This is a genomic window from Erwinia wuhanensis, from assembly GCF_030484085.1.
GTDB lineage: Bacteria > Pseudomonadota > Gammaproteobacteria > Enterobacterales > Enterobacteriaceae > Erwinia > Erwinia aeris.
The window spans coordinates 494,449-509,155 of sequence record NZ_JAUJUH010000003.1; the positions used below are offsets into that span (position 1 = coordinate 494,449).

Annotated in this window: 14 protein-coding genes; 10 read left to right on the top strand and 4 right to left on the bottom strand. The window is 57.0% G+C overall.

The genetic code is table 11. The features are described 5' to 3' along the window. Window positions 1-4: 4 nt before the first annotated feature. From QZH36_RS09980 to rlmM, 3 genes are read left to right on the top strand one after another with little or no spacing between them, the layout of a single operon-like run. Window positions 5-919, top strand: a complete 915-nt coding sequence (locus QZH36_RS09980) for a transcriptional regulator GcvA (RefSeq protein WP_125287404.1) — start codon at window positions 5-7, stop codon at window positions 917-919. Window positions 920-976: 57 nt separating this feature from the next. Continuing rightward, window positions 977-1,372 carry a DUF423 domain-containing protein gene (locus QZH36_RS09985; RefSeq protein ID WP_253458802.1) on the top strand — a complete coding sequence of 132 codons (396 nt, stop codon included), beginning with the start codon at window positions 977-979 and terminating at the stop codon, window positions 1,370-1,372. After that, window positions 1,365-2,465: a 23S rRNA (cytidine(2498)-2'-O)-methyltransferase RlmM gene (gene rlmM / locus QZH36_RS09990; protein WP_301730100.1), complete on the top strand. Its 1,101-nt coding sequence runs from the start codon at window positions 1,365-1,367 to the stop codon at window positions 2,463-2,465. Before QZH36_RS09985 ends, rlmM begins: the two co-directional genes overlap by 8 nt. A gap of 97 nt (window positions 2,466-2,562) precedes the next feature. Here the strand turns inward: rlmM and xni are convergent, their stop codons facing one another. The 3 genes from xni to queF form a co-directional block, all read right to left on the bottom strand. Then, window positions 2,563-3,315, bottom strand: a complete 753-nt coding sequence (gene xni, locus QZH36_RS09995) for a flap endonuclease Xni (RefSeq protein WP_301252645.1) — start codon at window positions 3,313-3,315, stop codon at window positions 2,563-2,565. A gap of 39 nt (window positions 3,316-3,354) precedes the next feature. After that, complete coding sequence (gene ppnN, locus QZH36_RS10000; RefSeq protein WP_253458809.1) at window positions 3,355-4,713, bottom strand: nucleotide 5'-monophosphate nucleosidase PpnN; 1,359 nt, start codon at window positions 4,711-4,713, stop codon at window positions 3,355-3,357. A gap of 178 nt (window positions 4,714-4,891) precedes the next feature. Then, window positions 4,892-5,734 (bottom strand): NADPH-dependent 7-cyano-7-deazaguanine reductase QueF, encoded by an 843-nt coding sequence (gene queF / locus QZH36_RS10005; protein ID WP_253458812.1) that lies wholly within the window; start codon window positions 5,732-5,734, stop codon window positions 4,892-4,894. 125 nt (window positions 5,735-5,859) lie between these two features. On the opposite strand from queF, the gene syd reads away from it, so the two are divergent. From syd to QZH36_RS10025, 4 genes are all read left to right on the top strand, one after another. Further along, a complete protein-coding gene (gene syd / locus QZH36_RS10010) occupies window positions 5,860-6,414 on the top strand; it encodes a SecY-interacting protein (protein ID WP_253458814.1) in 555 nt (184 codons plus the stop codon). Between the two features lie 566 nt (window positions 6,415-6,980). Further along, window positions 6,981-7,307, top strand: a complete 327-nt coding sequence (locus QZH36_RS10015) for a YqcC family protein (RefSeq protein ID WP_253458816.1) — start codon at window positions 6,981-6,983, stop codon at window positions 7,305-7,307. After that, on the top strand, window positions 7,307-8,101 hold the full coding sequence (gene truC, locus QZH36_RS10020) for a tRNA pseudouridine(65) synthase TruC (protein ID WP_301730101.1): 795 nt from the start codon (window positions 7,307-7,309) through the stop codon (window positions 8,099-8,101). The genes QZH36_RS10015 and truC overlap by 1 nt, the downstream gene beginning before the upstream one ends. A gap of 2 nt (window positions 8,102-8,103) precedes the next feature. Beyond that, entirely contained in the window at window positions 8,104-8,553 is a 450-nt protein-coding gene (locus QZH36_RS10025) for a flavodoxin (protein ID WP_301730103.1), read from the top strand. Between the two features lie 37 nt (window positions 8,554-8,590). Here the strand turns inward: QZH36_RS10025 and garD are convergent, their stop codons facing one another. Then, window positions 8,591-10,150, bottom strand: a complete 1,560-nt coding sequence (gene garD, locus QZH36_RS10030; RefSeq protein WP_301252643.1) for a galactarate dehydratase — start codon at window positions 10,148-10,150, stop codon at window positions 8,591-8,593. Window positions 10,151-10,649: 499 nt separating this feature from the next. On the opposite strand from garD, the gene QZH36_RS10035 reads away from it, so the two are divergent. Genes QZH36_RS10035 through gudD form a run of 3 tightly spaced genes read left to right on the top strand, consistent with a single transcriptional unit; the run spans window position 10,650 to window position 14,696 of the window. Further along, window positions 10,650-11,993 (top strand): MFS transporter, encoded by a 1,344-nt coding sequence (locus QZH36_RS10035; protein WP_253458824.1) that lies wholly within the window; start codon window positions 10,650-10,652, stop codon window positions 11,991-11,993. A gap of 9 nt (window positions 11,994-12,002) precedes the next feature. After that, a complete protein-coding gene (locus QZH36_RS10040; protein WP_301730105.1) occupies window positions 12,003-13,340 on the top strand; it encodes an enolase C-terminal domain-like protein in 1,338 nt (445 codons plus the stop codon). Window positions 13,341-13,361: 21 nt separating this feature from the next. Further along, complete coding sequence (gene gudD / locus QZH36_RS10045) at window positions 13,362-14,696, top strand: glucarate dehydratase (RefSeq protein WP_301252642.1); 1,335 nt, start codon at window positions 13,362-13,364, stop codon at window positions 14,694-14,696. Window positions 14,697-14,707 lie beyond the last annotated feature (11 nt).

Below are 14,707 nucleotides of genomic sequence, written 5' to 3' on the forward strand. Positions count from 1 at the left end.
AATCATGTCGAAACGTCTTCCTCCTTTAAATGCCCTGCGCGTATTTGATGCTGCCGCACGTCATCTCAGTTTTACCCGGGCCGCAGAAGAGCTTTTTGTGACCCAGGCGGCGGTAAGCCATCAGATCAAGTCACTGGAGGATTTTCTGGGCCTTAAGCTGTTCCGGCGGCGCAACCGCTCTTTATTGCTTACCGAGGAAGGCCAGAGCTACTACCTGGATATCAAAGAGATTTTCACCGCGCTGAACGACGCTACCCGCAAGCTTCAGGCACGGAGCGCGAAGGGCGCGCTGACCGTCAGCCTGCTGCCCAGCTTTGCGATCCAATGGCTGGTGCCGCGCCTGTCCAGCTTTAACTCAGCTTATCCGGGGATAGACGTGCGTATCCAGGCCGTCGACCGGGAAGAAGAGAAGCTGGCCGATGACGTAGACGTGGCTATTTTCTATGGGCGCGGCAACTGGCCGGGCCTGCGGGTGGAAAAACTTTATGCCGAATATTTGCTGCCTGTCTGTTCACCTTTGCTGCTAACCGGCGATAATCCTCTTAAAACGCCTGCTGATCTGACGCGCTTTACGCTGCTGCATGACGCTTCCCGTCGCGACTGGCAGGCCTATACGCGCCAGCTGGGCGTAAATATCAACGTGCAGCACGGCCCTATTTTCAGCCACAGCGCGATGGTTTTACAGGCGGCTATCCACGGCCAGGGCGTGGCGCTGGCGAACAACGTGATGGCGCAAACGGAGATAGAAGCGGGCAGGCTGGCCTGTCCCTTTAACGACGTGCTGGTAAGTAAAAACGCTTTTTATCTGGTTTGTCATGACAGTCAGGCAGAACTGGGTAAAATAGCCGCCTTTCGTCAGTGGATCCTGGCAAAAGCGGCCAGCGAACAGGAAAAATTCCGCTTCCGCTACGAAAGCTGAACCCTTAATCATGCGTTGCCAGGGCGGCGGCGCGTGCTGTCTCAGAGGATGATAAGAATGTCGAGTCGTGCAATGCTGATTTTTACGGCCATCAGCGGGTTTGTTTTTGTCATGCTGGGCGCATTTGGCGCTCATGTATTAAGCCGGTCACTGGGGCCGGGCGAAATGGCCTGGTTGAAAACCGGCCTGGAGTATCAGGGTTTCCACACGCTGGCGATCCTGGGCCTGGCGGCAGCGATGCGCAGCCGCGCCAATATCTGGTTTTACTGGAGCAGCGCGCTGCTGGCGCTGGGCACCGTACTGTTTAGCGGCAGCCTTTACTGTCTGGCGCTGTCCCATCTTAAGCTTTGGGTTTACGTTACGCCGGTAGGAGGCTTCTGCTTCCTGATTGGCTGGGTTTTAATGTTGATTGGCGCGCTGCGTCTGAAGAAAAGGGCAGAACGCCATGAATAAAGTTTTACTCTATTGCCGTCAGGGCTTTGAAAAAGAGTGCGCGGCGGAGATCACCGCAAAAGCCGCAGCCAGAGAAGTATTTGGCTTTGCGCGCGTAAAGGAAGATTCCGCTTACGTGCTGTTTGAATGCTATCAGCCTGAAGACGCCGAAAAACTGCTGCGCGAGCTGCCTTTCAGCGAGCTGATTTTTTCGCGTCAGATGATCGTTGTGGGCGAGTTGCTGCGCGATTTGCCTCCTGAGGATCGCGTCACGCCGGTGACGGGGATGCTGACCGGCGTAGTGGAAAAGGGCGGCGAGCTGCGGGTTGAAGTGCCGGACACTAACGAGAGCAAAGAGCTGCTGAAATTCTGCCGCAAGTTCACCGTGCCGCTGCGTTCCAGCCTGCGTTCGGCGGGCATCCTGCTGAATTACGAAAGCGACAAGCGTCCCGTGGTGCACGTCTTTTTTATCGCGCCGGGCTACTGCTACGTCGGCTACTCGCTGCCGCAGAACAACTCCCCGTTCTTTATGGGCATTCCACGGCTGAAGTTCCCGTCCGACGCGCCAAGCCGCTCGACGTTAAAGCTGGAAGAAGCGTTTCACGTTTTTGTACCGGCCGACGAATGGGAAGAACGCCTGGGCAGCGGCCTTTATGCGGTCGATTTGGGCGCCTGTCCCGGCGGCTGGACTTATCAGCTGGTGAAGCGCAGCATGATGGTGCACGCCGTTGATAACGGCCCGATGGCGCCGAGCCTGATGGATACCGGGCAGGTTTTCCACCATCGCGAGGACGGCTTTAAATATCGCCCGACGCGCAGCAACATCTACTGGCTGGTATGCGATATGGTGGAAAAACCGGTACGCGTGGCTAACCTGATGGCCGACTGGCTGGTGAACGGCTGGTGCCGTGAAACCATTTTCAACCTCAAGCTGCCGATGAAAAAGCGCTATGAAGAAGTCTCACAAAACCTGGCGATGATCGACGAAAAGCTGAAGGCCAACGGCATCAACGCGCAAATTCAGGCGCGCCAGCTTTATCACGATCGCGAAGAAGTTACCGTGCATATTCGCCGCATCTGGGGCGCGACGCCAGGACGCCGCGACGAGCGCTAAAGAGAGTCCGGGCCGCAGACCGCTGGCAAAAGACAGGCGGCAATGAAGTTGCCGCTATGTCCGTTATCAACGTCAGGCCCGGGACGCGCGCTTGCCTTTACGGCAGCCGCAGATCCTTCAGGTTGCCGGCCAGATGCAGATCGGTTTTCAGTGTCGCCACCTCGCGGCAGAGATGCGCCATCTCCTGCTGCTGCTCCAGCTTCTTGCGCCATTTATCCGCCACTTCCGGCAGCCGCTCGTAAATCGCCGCCAGCGAGCCGTAGGTTTGCAGCAGCTCTGCCGCGCTTTTCGCGCCAATGCCCGCCACGCCTGGGATCTTACTGCTGCTGATACCGGCCAGCCCCCAGTAATCCGTCAGCTGCGCGGGCGCTACGCCAAACTCCTTTTCAATAAACGGCAAATCCAGCCAGCGCTTCTGAAAGTAGTCGCGGATTTGAATATTTGGCGCCAGCAGCTGGCAGTAGCCCTTATCGGTCGACACTATGGTTGCCTGATGGCCGCTGTCGGCAACCTTTACCGCCAGAGTGGCGGCCAGATCGTCCGCCTCTTCGCCCGGCGCGTGCCAGCAGGCCACGCCCGCCGCCTCAAACGCCGCCCGGATCTGCGGCATCTCTGTTTTTAACGTGTCCGGCATGGGCGCGCGTCCGGCTTTATAGTCCGGCAGGCGCTGATGACGCCAGCCTTCGTGGCGATCGTCGTCGTCAAACACCGCCACCGCATGGGTCGGCTTGCTGTGCAGGATAAGCTGTTGCACAGCATGGATACAGGTTTCCTGGCAGGGAGAATCCTGCACGGCGTGGATGCGACGAATCAGATTCAGCGCATCAATAATCAACAGATGAATAGTCATAGTGGATACTGAGCGGCACGGCTGCCGCTCCGCTGAGGGTTACTTAATGATTTCGTAGCAGGGGATGTAGGCCGTTCCCGGCAGCTTCATGCGGTGCTGGGCAACAAATCCCTGTAACAAATCGTCCATGCGGCGCATGATTTCTGCATCGCCGTGTATCTTATACGGGCCTTGTTCCTTAATCGCTTTGATCCCAGGCTCCTTGACGTTGCCCGCCACAATGCCGGAGAACGCGCGGCGCAGCGAGGCCGCCAGCTGTTCGGCAGGCTGATTGGGATAAAGATTAAGATTGGCCATATTTTCGTGCGTGGGCATAAACGGCACCTGCAAATTCGGCGCGATGCGGATTGACCAGTTAAAGCTATAGGCGTCGCCCGTCTCGCGCCGATGCTCTTTCACCTTCGGCATAGCGTTTTTCATCAGGCGCGCCACTTCCGCCGCGTCATCGATAATAATGGTGTAGTGCTGACGCGCGGCTTCGCCCAGCGTGCTGACGATAAACTCATCCAGCACGCGGAAGTAATCGGCGCTCTCTTTCGGGCCGGTGAGGATCAGCGGCAGCACCTGATCGCGGTTCTGCGGATTCATCAGGATGCCCAGCAGATAGAGCAGCTCTTCCGCCGTACCCACGCCGCCCGGGAAAATAATGATGCCGTGGGCGATACGCACAAAGGCTTCCAGACGTTTTTCAATGTCCGGCATGATAATCAGTTCGTTGACCAGCGGATTCGGCGGCTCGGCGGCAATGATCGACGGTTCGGTCAGGCCGATAAAACGGCTCTCTTTGTAACGCTGCTGCGCGTGGCCCACGGCGGCGCCTTTCATCGGCGCTTCCATGACGCCCGGCCCGCAGCCGGTACAGATATTCAGCTCGCGCAGGCCCAGCTGCGAACCGACGTTGCGGCAGTACTGATATTCCACGGCGTTGATCGAGTGGCCGCCCCAGCAAACCACGGTATTCGGCAGCTCGCCGACGTGCAGCGCCCTGGCGTTACGCAGCAGCGAAAACACCAGGTTGGTGATGCGCACCGAGTCATCCACGTCCTGCTGCTGAAAGCCGCTGTCAAACTGACCATTTACAAACAGAATGTCGCGCAGCACGGCAAACAGGTTGGCCTGTAGCGAGCGAATGATGCGACCGTCGACAAAGGCTTCCTCCGGCGGATTAATCAGCTCCAGCTTGACGCCGCGCTCGCGCCGCAGCACGTTGATGTCAAAGTTTTCAAAACGCGACAGCAGTTCATGGCTGCTGTCCGTCTGGCTGCCGGAGTTAAGTACGGCAAGGGAACAGTTGCGGAAGAGTTGGTAAAGGTCGCTGCTGGCGGTGCGCTTCAGCATATCGACTTCCAGTTGAGACAACAGATCCATGGAGCCTAATGGGCTGATATGTGTGATCAAATTAACTCCTTTACACCCGTCCGGGCGGTGGTCGCTCCCCATCAAAAGCCCGCCGGATAAACGGCGAGCGTGACGGCGAAAAAATGTTCCCGGGCACCCGATGCCCGCTTCAGATTAGCCTTCTTCTCAAACAGTTAACAACGTTATCGTGCGTTTATGCGCGACGGTACGCAAAGTGCTACTGGCGTACCAGCCTGGACAGGCCGGGTTTAAATGCGCCGTTGCTGCGCCAGGGATTGATATCCAGGCCGCCGCGACGGGTATAGCGGGCATAAACGCTCAGGCTTTCCGGCTGGCAGAAGCGCAAGATATCATTGAAAATGCGCTCAACGCACTGCTCATGAAATTCGTTATGGTGCCGGAACGACACCAGGTAGCGCAGCAGCGCCTCACGCTGGATACGCGGGCCGCGATAGCTGATTTGCACTGAACCCCAGTCCGGCTGGTTGGTGATCAGACAATTGGACTTCAGCAGATGGCTCACCAGTTTTTCTTCCACTACTTCCGGCTGCGTGGCTTGCTGGAGATAGTCGGTGCTGAAGGTATAGCTGTCGATCTCAATATCCTGCTCGTCAATGCAGTGGCCGCTGAAGTGGCCTATCGGCTGGCCTTCAATTTCCCGCAGCCGGAACAGCGCAACGCTGACCTCACCCTGCGCGCAGGCGCTGAGGTCGCGCTCCAGCGTCGCCCGGACTTCGCCCCAGTCACCAAAGCGGGTCTGATTAAAGCTGTTAAGATAGAGCTTAAAGCTCTTGGACTCGATCAGGTTAACGCTGTGGGCATCCAGGCTGACTTCGCCAATCGCCACCTGCGGCAGGCCTTTGGCATTCAGCCAGGAGAGTTCGTACAGCGTCCAGATATCGGCGCCGTGGAAGGGCAAACTGTCAGGATAGAGCCCCAGCGGCTCACGGTTCATGCTTCTTGGCACCGCCTGGAGCAAAGAAGGCTGATACTGGTCGTGGTACTCTGTGGGTTTTCCTAACGTCAGGCCGCTCAGCGCCTGATGTGTATCTGAAGACATTGCATTACCTTATAGCCTGATATGACAGGTGAAGTGGTCAATCGTCTGCGGCCGGGAAGGCCCGGGCGACGCAACTAAAAACGTATAGCCTTAGTGTAACTCAGGCACCAGAGAGTGAAAAAAGAATGATTGATGAAACCTCCCGCGCCCTGGCTGATTTTACCCGCAACTATTGCGACCGGTGGGTCAGCGAATGCGGTCATCCGCCCGCCAGCAGCGAGCTGTATGGCGTTCCCTCGCCCTGCGTGCAGCAAACCGTTGGCGATGAGGTCTGGTGGCTACCGCAGCCCTTTACCCTCGCCAAAAACCTGGAAAACGTAGAGCGCGCGCTCGATTTACAAATTCAGCCTGCCGTCGTTGCCTGGTACACCTCGCAGTTTGCAGGCGATATGAAGACGCTGGTCAACGGCCAGCCCTGCACGCTGCTGCAAATATGGAGCGAAGACGATTTCGAGCGTATGCAGGAAAACTTGATCGGCCATCTGGTTATGAAGCGCCGTCTTAAACATTCGCCTACGTTTTTTATTGCTACCACACCATCCGAGCTGGAAATCATTTCCGTATGTAATTTGAGCGGGGAAGTGATTCTGGAAAAGCTGGGTACTAAAAAGCAGACGGTACTGGCCGCGAACCTGGAGCAATTCCTTGTTTCTTTACCGATTATTGATCCCTTAAGGTAAAGCGTCATTTATCTTGTGAGAGATCTCTTACAGAGTCTGTAAGAGATCGCTTTTATATCTTAAGAAAAAAAGGCGTTTTCTCCGGTAAAAGCAAAGCAAATCATAAAGTTGTTATAACGCTTTTCGTAAAAAAACCTGCCGGGGTCAAAAAAAAGTTTTCAGCCTATTGTTTGTCAGGTTCATTAAGGCAAACTTGATCCTGTCGCAAGGGATGGTGGCTTAAGGAACAAGCCGGTCGGTAGACTGAAAGCACCTGTTAAGGACTTCAGATCTGCGCAAGATATCTCAGGAGTGAGAAAAAGGGACACCTCCGGGAAGGAGAAACGTACTGCCGGAGAGCGGTAAGCCAGGATGCTCAGGGACATCGCCATTGACGGTGAAAGTGTAGGGAAAACTGCAGGACAAAGTTATCAGGGATGAGCAGGGAGCACTAAAAGTAGCTGGATTGCTGCGAACGAACCGGGAGCACTGTTTTTACAGTGCTCCCTTTTTTTCGTCCATACTTATCCCGTTGTCGGCGGTAATGCTATGCTTGCGACCCTTTAAAACTGACCAGGAGAGCTTAGATGAGCCGGGAACTTGAAATCCGCAATCGCCTGCAGGCTATTGAGCAGGCCTTACATGACGCCGGGCTGTGGCAAAACTGCGCGCCAAACGCCGAGGCGTTTGAAAGCACCGAGCCTTTTTGCGTAGATACCATGATGCCGATCCAGTGGCTACAGTGGGTTTTCCTGCCGCGTATGCAGGCGCTGCTGGATGCGCAGTCTGCTTTGCCGGTAAAGCTGGCTATCGCCCCTTATTATGAAGTGGCGCTGGAAGGTGCTATTCCGGGCCGCGCCAATCTGCTGCACATGCTGAACCAGCTTGATCAACTGTTCGAGCACGACGCCTGATGCTGGAGATCCTTTATCAGGACGAGTGGCTGGTCGCGGTGAATAAACCCTCAGGCTGGCTGGTGCACCGCAGCTGGCTCGACAGGCATGAAAGCGTTTTCGTGATGCAAACCGTGCGCGATCAGATAGGCCAGCACGTATTTACCGTTCATCGGCTCGATCGCCCCACGTCGGGCGTGCTGTTGATGGGCTTATCCAGCGAGGTCGCCCGCCTGCTTTCGCAGCAGTTTGAGCAGCACCAGCTGCAAAAAACCTATCATGCCGTGGTCAGAGGCTGGCTGGATGGCGAAGAAACGCTGGATTACGCATTAACTGAAGAGCTGGATAAGATCGCTGACAAGTTCAGCGAGCAGAATAAGGAACCGCAGCCTGCCGTGACCCACTGGCGCGCGCTGGATAAAGCGGAGCTGCCGGTGCCGGTCAGCCGGTACGATACCTCGCGCTATACGCTGATGGAGCTGAAGCCGCAGACGGGCCGCAAGCACCAGCTGCGTCGGCATATGACCCATCTGCGCCATCCGATTATCGGCGACAGCGCGCACGGCGATCTGCGGCAGAATCGCAGCGCGGCACAGCACTTCGGCATGACGCGGCTGATGCTGCACGCCAGCGAACTGCGGCTGACGCATCCGGTAACGGGCGAGCCTTTGCTGCTGCGCGCGGGTCTGGACTCGGTCTGGCAGGGAATGATGGCGCAGTTTGGCTGGGAAGACGCTCTCCCCAATCTTCCCAGGGTTGAGTTTGCGGCATCTTGCCTGCAGGATAGCGGTTCAGACCAGGCAACGAGGAGATAAGCATGGCGCAAATAGGCATTTTTGTAGGAACGGTTTACGGTAACGCGCTGCTGGTGGCGGAAGAGGCGGAGCCTTTATTGACGGATGCCGGTCATCAGGTGGAAATTTTTGAAGATCCCACGCTTGAACAGTGGCAGCGTTACGCCGACGGCGTGGCATTGGTGATCACCTCGACCACGGCTCAGGGTGATCTGCCGGACAGCATCACGCCGCTGTTTTATGCTATCAAAGACAAGCTGGGCCATCAGCCCACTCTGCGCTACGGCGTGATTGCGCTGGGCGACAGCAACTACGATGATTTCTGCGGCGCGGGGAAAAAGTTCGATGCGCTGTTGCAGGAGCACTCGGCGAAGCGGGTCGGCGATGTACTGCTGATCGATGCTAACGACTATCCGGAGCCTGAAACGCTTTCTTCGCCGTGGGTTGAAGCCTGGCTGAAGCAGCTGGATTAATAGCCGGGCCTTCGCCTTAAAGGGAAGGCCCGCAGCATCAGGTAACCGGTGCCGGATTGAATACCGCCAGCGAGTTACGGATCCCCCAGCGGTCGGACCAGGTTTGTTTCCGGCCGCTGGCGATATCCAGGATCAGCTCAAACAGCCGCCAGCCTACCTGTTCTATGGTTTCCTCGCCCGTCGCAATCGTCCCCGCATTGATATCCATTAAGTCATGCCATCTTTCCGCCAGCGCGTTGCGCGTCGCCATTTTGATTACGGGGATAGCCGCCAGGCCGTAAGGCGTGCCGCGTCCTGTAGTAAACACCTGCAAAGTAATGCCGGAAGCCATCTGCTGCGTGCCGCAGACAAAATCACTGGCGGGTGTGGCGGCATAGATCAGGCCGCGTTTGGTGGGGCGCTGGCCTGGCGACAGCACCTCAACGATAGCGCTGCGGCCCGATTTGGCGATAGAACCCAGCGCCTTTTCCACCACGTTCGCCAGCCCGCCTTTTTTGTTGCCGGGCGAAGGGTTAGCGCTGCGATCGGTTTTGCCCATATTCAGATAGTCATCGTACCAGGCCATCTCTTCCAGCAGCCGCTGGCCGACTTCCTGTGTCGCCACGCGCGGCGTCAGCAGATGCACCGCATCGCGCACTTCGGTCACCTCGGAGAACATCACCGTCGCGCCGCAGCGCACCAGCAGATCGGAAGCGAAACCTACCGCCGGGTTGGCGGTTACGCCGGAAAAGGCATCGCTGCCGCCGCACTGCATACCGACGATCAGTTCCGCTGCCGGTACCGTTTCACGCTGGCGCTGGTTCAGGCGTTGCAGATGGCGTTCGGCAACCTGCAAAATATCGGCAACCATAGATTCAAAGCCAACATGCTTCTCATCCTGTAGGCGCACCACGTCATTATCATCCAGCGAAATCGCCTGTACGTCGGGCGTGCCTTCCAGCAGGCGCTCGGGCTGAAGTTTCTCACAGCCCAGGCCGACAATCATTACTTCGCCGCCGAAGTTGGCGTTCAGCGCCAGGTTGTGAATGGTACGGATCGGCACCACGGCGGCCGGCGCGTTGATCGCCACGCCGCAGCCGTAAAGGTGATTCAGCGCCACCACGCCATCGACGTTAGGATATTTTGGCAGCAATTCACGCTCAATAATCTGCACCACGTAATCGACCACGCCCGCCACGCAGTGCACGCTGGTAGTAATCCCCAGCAGGTTGCGCGTGCCCACGCTGCCGTCGGCGTTGCGATAGCCTTCAAAGGTGTAGCCTTCAAGCGGCGGCAGGGCGGGCGGCACATTGTTGGCCAGCGGCAGGCTGGCGAGATCCGGCGCTTCCGGCAACACCACCAGCGACTCGTCAATCCAGCCGCCGCGAGGAATATCGCGCACCGCATAACCAATCACTTCGCCATAGCGAATAATATCGCCGCCTTGCGCAATATCGTTTAATGCAACTTTATGTCCCTGGGGAATATGTTCTTTTAGTACCAGTCCGCATGAAAAAGTCGTACCAGCCTTTAATCCATTATTATTTACAACAATGGCGACGTTATCGTTTTCATGCACCTTTATATAAAGGGGAAGATCGTTTCTGGAAATGTTCATTGCTCGACAAGTCCTGAGATAAATGAATCGGCACGTTCTTTATTTTAAAGGTGGGTGAGAAGCGTTTTCGGGTGGAATTATTCTGCTGTTGGACAGTATAGAGAGGCTTCAGGCCGAAAACATTATGCAAATGTCCGACATGGCGCGGTAACAATCAGCGTATTTTCAGGCAAGAGTACAGGCGACAGTGAGGAGGCTCACAAAGAAAAAGGGAACGTGACCGCGCCCGCAGAACCCGCTGTTTCCGTGAGCCACTCCGCAACGAATTGGGCATATGCAAGAACATCTCTGGGTTTTTCCCGTTTTAATAGTGCTTTTTACCGGTGCTTTACCTGAGTGGCCTCCCTATACTTTTTAACAAACGGGACGAGAGCTTTGAACGTTGTGATTATTCTGCCACTTAATCGCTGTGTTTAACCTGACATCATTCTGATACCCAACGCGATGTGTATGCAGTCCAGAGTGAGTTTGCCTGACCGCTATATTTCAGGAGTGCATCATGGATTCAATCAGCAGTGCTGCGAGCACCGTGCAAAAAAGAACTAATGCTCGCTACTGGATAGTGGTGATGCTATTTATCGTCACCTCATTTAATTATGGCGACCGCGCCACTATCGCTATCGCCGGTTCGGCAATGTCAAAAGACATCGGGCTGGATCCGGTCGGGCTGGGCTATATCTTCTCCGCTTTCTCATGGGCTTACGTAATAGGGCAGATCCCCGGCGGCTGGCTGCTGGACCGGTTCGGCTCAAAGCGCGTCTATTTCTGGAGCATCTTCCTGTGGTCGCTGTTCACGCTGTTGCAGGGCTTTGTCGATCTGCTCAGCGGCTTCAGCATTATCGTCACGCTGTTTATGCTCAGGTTTATGGTCGGCCTGGCGGAAGCGCCTTCTTTTCCCGGCAACAGCCGCATCGTCGCCGCCTGGTTCCCCGCGCAGGAACGCGGCACCGCCGTCGCTATTTTTAACTCGGCGCAGTACTTCGCCACGGTGATCTTCGCGCCGATCATGGGCTGGCTTACCTCCGAAGTCGGCTGGGCGCACGTGTTCTGGTTTATGGGCGGGCTGGGCATCATCATCAGCTTTATCTGGCTCAAAGTGATCCACGATCCGAACGACCATCCGGGCGTCAATAAAGCCGAGCTGGAATATATGGAGCAGGGCGGCGCGCTGATTAATATGGATATGAAAAAAGCCGAGCGTAAGGTCAGCTGGGCGGAGAAAAAAGCGCAGATAAAGCAGCTGATTACCTCAAGAATGATGATAGGTATCTACCTGGGTCAGTACTGCATTAACGCCTTAACCTACTTCTTTATCACCTGGTTCCCGGTTTATCTGGTGCAGGCGCGCGGCATGTCCATTCTGAAGGCCGGCATGGTGGCGTCGATTCCGGCCATCTGCGGTTTCCTGGGCGGCGTGCTGGGCGGCATTATTTCCGACTGGCTGATGCGTAAAACCGGCTCGCTGAATATCGCCCGTAAAACCCCAATCGTTCTCGGCATGCTGCTCTCTATCACCATGGTGGTCTGTAACTACGTCGATACGGAATGGGTGGTGGTGTTCTTTATGGCGCTGGCTTTCTTCGGCAAAGGGATTGGCGCGCTGGGCTGGGCGGTGATGGCGGATACCGCGCCGAAAGAGATCAGCGGGCTTAGCGGCGGGCTGTTCAATATGTTCGGCAACATTTCCGGCATCGTCACGCCGGTGGTGATCGGTTACATCATCGCCACGACCGGCTCCTATAACGGCGCGCTGATTTACGTTTGTATTCATGCGTTTGTCGCGGTGATGAGCTACCTGGTGCTGGTACGCGATATCAAGCGTATTGAACTGAAACCTTTGTAAGGACGAGTTATGACGACGCAAAGCAGCCCGGTGATCACCGATATGAAAGTGATCCCGGTAGCGGGACACGACAGCATGTTGCTGAATATCGGCGGCGCGCACGGCGCTTACTTTACCCGCAATATCGTGGTGCTGACCGACAGCGCCGGACACACCGGCGTGGGAGAAGCGCCGGGCGGCGAGACGATTTACCAGACGCTGCTGGATGCCGTCCCCCAGGTCAAAGGGCGGGAAGTCGCCAGGATGAACCGGCTGGTGCAGGAGGTGCATCTGGGCAACCAGTCGGCGGATTTTGATACCTTCGGCAAAGGCGCGTGGACGTTTGAACTGCGCGTCAACGCGGTGGCCGCGCTGGAAGCGGCGCTGCTGGATCTGCTGGGACAGTGCCTGAACGTACCGGTCGCGGAACTGCTGGGGCCGGGCAAACAGCGTGATGAAGTGACGGTGCTGGGGTATCTGTTCTATATCGGCGACCGGGAAAAAACCGATCTTCCTTACCTGAACGGCGAGAACGCCCCGCACGACTGGTATCGCCTGCGTCATCAGAAGGCGATGGACAGCGAGGCCGTGGTGCGGCTGGCGGAAGCCGCGCAGGATAAATATGGCTTCAAGGATTTCAAGCTCAAAGGCGGCGTACTGCCGGGCGAGCAGGAGATCGACGCGGTGAAAGCGATGAAAAAACGTTTTCCCGAAGCGCGTATCACCGTCGATCCCAACGGTGCCTGGCTGCTTGATGAAGCTATCGCGCTGTGTAAAGACATGCAGGGCATTCTGACCTATGCGGAAGATCCGTGCGGCGCGGAGCAGGGCTTTTCGGGCCGTGAGGTAATGGCGGAATTCCGCCGCGCGACCGGCCTGCCGGTTGCCACCAATATGATCGCCACTAACTGGCGGGAAATGAACCATGCCGTAATGCTGAACGCCGTCGATATTCCGCTGGCCGATCCGCACTTCTGGACGCTGAGCGGTGCGGTGCGTGTCGCCCAGCTGTGCGACGACTGGGGGCTGACCTGGGGCTGCCATTCCAATAACCACTTCGATATTTCGCTGGCGATGTTTACGCACGTGGGCGCCGCTGCGCCGGGCAAGCCGACGGCCATTGATACCCACTGGATCTGGCAGGAAGGCGATCAGCGCTTGACCAAAGAACCTTTGCAGATCCGCAACGGCAAGATCGCCGTGCCGGATGCGCCGGGGCTGGGCATTGAGCTGGACTGGGCGCAAATTGAAAAAGCCCACGCGCTTTATAAAACGCTGCCCGGCGGCGCGCGCAACGATGCCGCCGCCATGCAATACCTGATCCCCGGCTGGACATTCGATCGCAAACGCCCGGCCTTTGGGCGCTGAACCTTACAGAAGGAATACGTTATGAGTCAGGCTACTCCACTGATCACAGAAATGCAGGTCATCCCGGTCGCCGGTCACGACAGCATGTTGCTGAACCTCAGCGGCGCCCACGCGCCATTCTTTACCCGCAATATCGTTATCATTAAAGATAATTCCGGCCACACGGGCGTCGGTGAAATTCCCGGCGGCGAAAAAATTCGCAAGACGCTGGAAGAAGCGGCGGCGCTGCTGGTCGGCCACGGCATTGGCGAATATAAAAATCTGCTGAGCCACGTGCGCAACACCTTTGCCGATCGCGATGCGAGCGGGCGCGGCAACCAGACTTTCGATTTGCGTACCACTATCCACGTGGTGACCGGCATCGAAGCGGCGCTGCTGGACCTGCTGGGCCAGCACCTTGGCGTCAACGTTGCCTCTCTGCTGGGCGATGGGCAGCAGCGCGATCGCGTGGAAATGCTGGGCTATCTCTTTTACGTCGGCGATCGCCGAAAAACCTCGCTGCCTTATCAGAGCCAGCCGGACGACAGCTGCGACTGGTATCGCCTGCGTCATGAAGAGGCGCTGACGCCTGAAACCGTGGTGCGCCTGGCGGAAGCCGCCTATGAAAAATATGGCTTCAACGATTTCAAACTGAAAGGCGGCGTGCTGGCCGGGAGCGAAGAGGCCGAAGCGGTGACCGCGCTGGCGAAGCGTTTTCCCGAGGCGCGCATTACGCTCGATCCTAACGGCGCCTGGTCGCTCAACGAAGCGATCGAGCTGGGCAAGCAGCTGAAAGACGTGCTGGCCTACGCCGAAGATCCTTGCGGCGCGGAGCAGGGCTATTCCGGTCGCGAAGTGATGGCCGAGTTCCGTCGCGCGACGGGCATGCCAACGGCCACCAATATGATTGCCACCGACTGGCGTCAGATGGGGCACACGCTCTCTTTGCAGTCCGTCGACATTCCGCTGGCGGATCCGCACTTCTGGACGATGCAGGGTTCCGTACGCGTTGCGCAGATGTGTCATGACTTCGGCCTGACCTGGGGCTCCCACTCCAATAACCATTTTGACGTTTCGCTGGCGATGTTTACCCACGTTGCGGCGGCGGCACCCGGCAAAATCACCGCTATCGATACCCACTGGATCTGGCAGGAAGGCAACCAGCGCCTGACGCAGCAGCCTTTGCAAATCAAGGGCGGCATGGTACAGGTGCCGGACAGGCCGGGCCTGGGCGTAGAGCTGGATATGGATCGCGTTATGAAAGCGCACGAGCTTTACCTGAAACACGGTCTGGGCGCGCGCGACGACGCGCAGGCTATGCAATTCCTGGTGCCGGACTGGACGTTTGACAACAAACGCCCATGCCTGGTGCGCTAACCCAATTTCTG

Excerpts from the sequence above, each read along its gene's own strand:
- QZH36_RS09980 (WP_125287404.1), top strand. The coding sequence starts at position 5 with ATGTCGAAACGTCTTCCTCCTTTAAATGCCCTGCGCGTATTTGATGCT.
- QZH36_RS09985 (WP_253458802.1), top strand. The coding sequence starts at position 977 with ATGTCGAGTCGTGCAATGCTGATTTTTACGGCCATCAGCGGGTTTGTT.
- rlmM (WP_301730100.1), top strand. The coding sequence starts at position 1,365 with ATGAATAAAGTTTTACTCTATTGCCGTCAGGGCTTTGAAAAAGAGTGC.
- xni (WP_301252645.1), bottom strand. The coding sequence starts at position 3,315 with ATGACTATTCATCTGTTGATTATTGATGCGCTGAATCTGATTCGTCGC.
- queF (WP_253458812.1), bottom strand. The coding sequence starts at position 5,734 with ATGTCTTCAGATACACATCAGGCGCTGAGCGGCCTGACGTTAGGAAAA.
- syd (WP_253458814.1), top strand. The coding sequence starts at position 5,860 with ATGATTGATGAAACCTCCCGCGCCCTGGCTGATTTTACCCGCAACTAT.
- QZH36_RS10015 (WP_253458816.1), top strand. The coding sequence starts at position 6,981 with ATGAGCCGGGAACTTGAAATCCGCAATCGCCTGCAGGCTATTGAGCAG.
- truC (WP_301730101.1), top strand. The coding sequence starts at position 7,307 with ATGCTGGAGATCCTTTATCAGGACGAGTGGCTGGTCGCGGTGAATAAA.
- QZH36_RS10025 (WP_301730103.1), top strand. The coding sequence starts at position 8,104 with ATGGCGCAAATAGGCATTTTTGTAGGAACGGTTTACGGTAACGCGCTG.
- garD (WP_301252643.1), bottom strand. The coding sequence starts at position 10,150 with ATGAACATTTCCAGAAACGATCTTCCCCTTTATATAAAGGTGCATGAA.
- QZH36_RS10035 (WP_253458824.1), top strand. The coding sequence starts at position 10,650 with ATGGATTCAATCAGCAGTGCTGCGAGCACCGTGCAAAAAAGAACTAAT.
- QZH36_RS10040 (WP_301730105.1), top strand. The coding sequence starts at position 12,003 with ATGACGACGCAAAGCAGCCCGGTGATCACCGATATGAAAGTGATCCCG.
- gudD (WP_301252642.1), top strand. The coding sequence starts at position 13,362 with ATGAGTCAGGCTACTCCACTGATCACAGAAATGCAGGTCATCCCGGTC.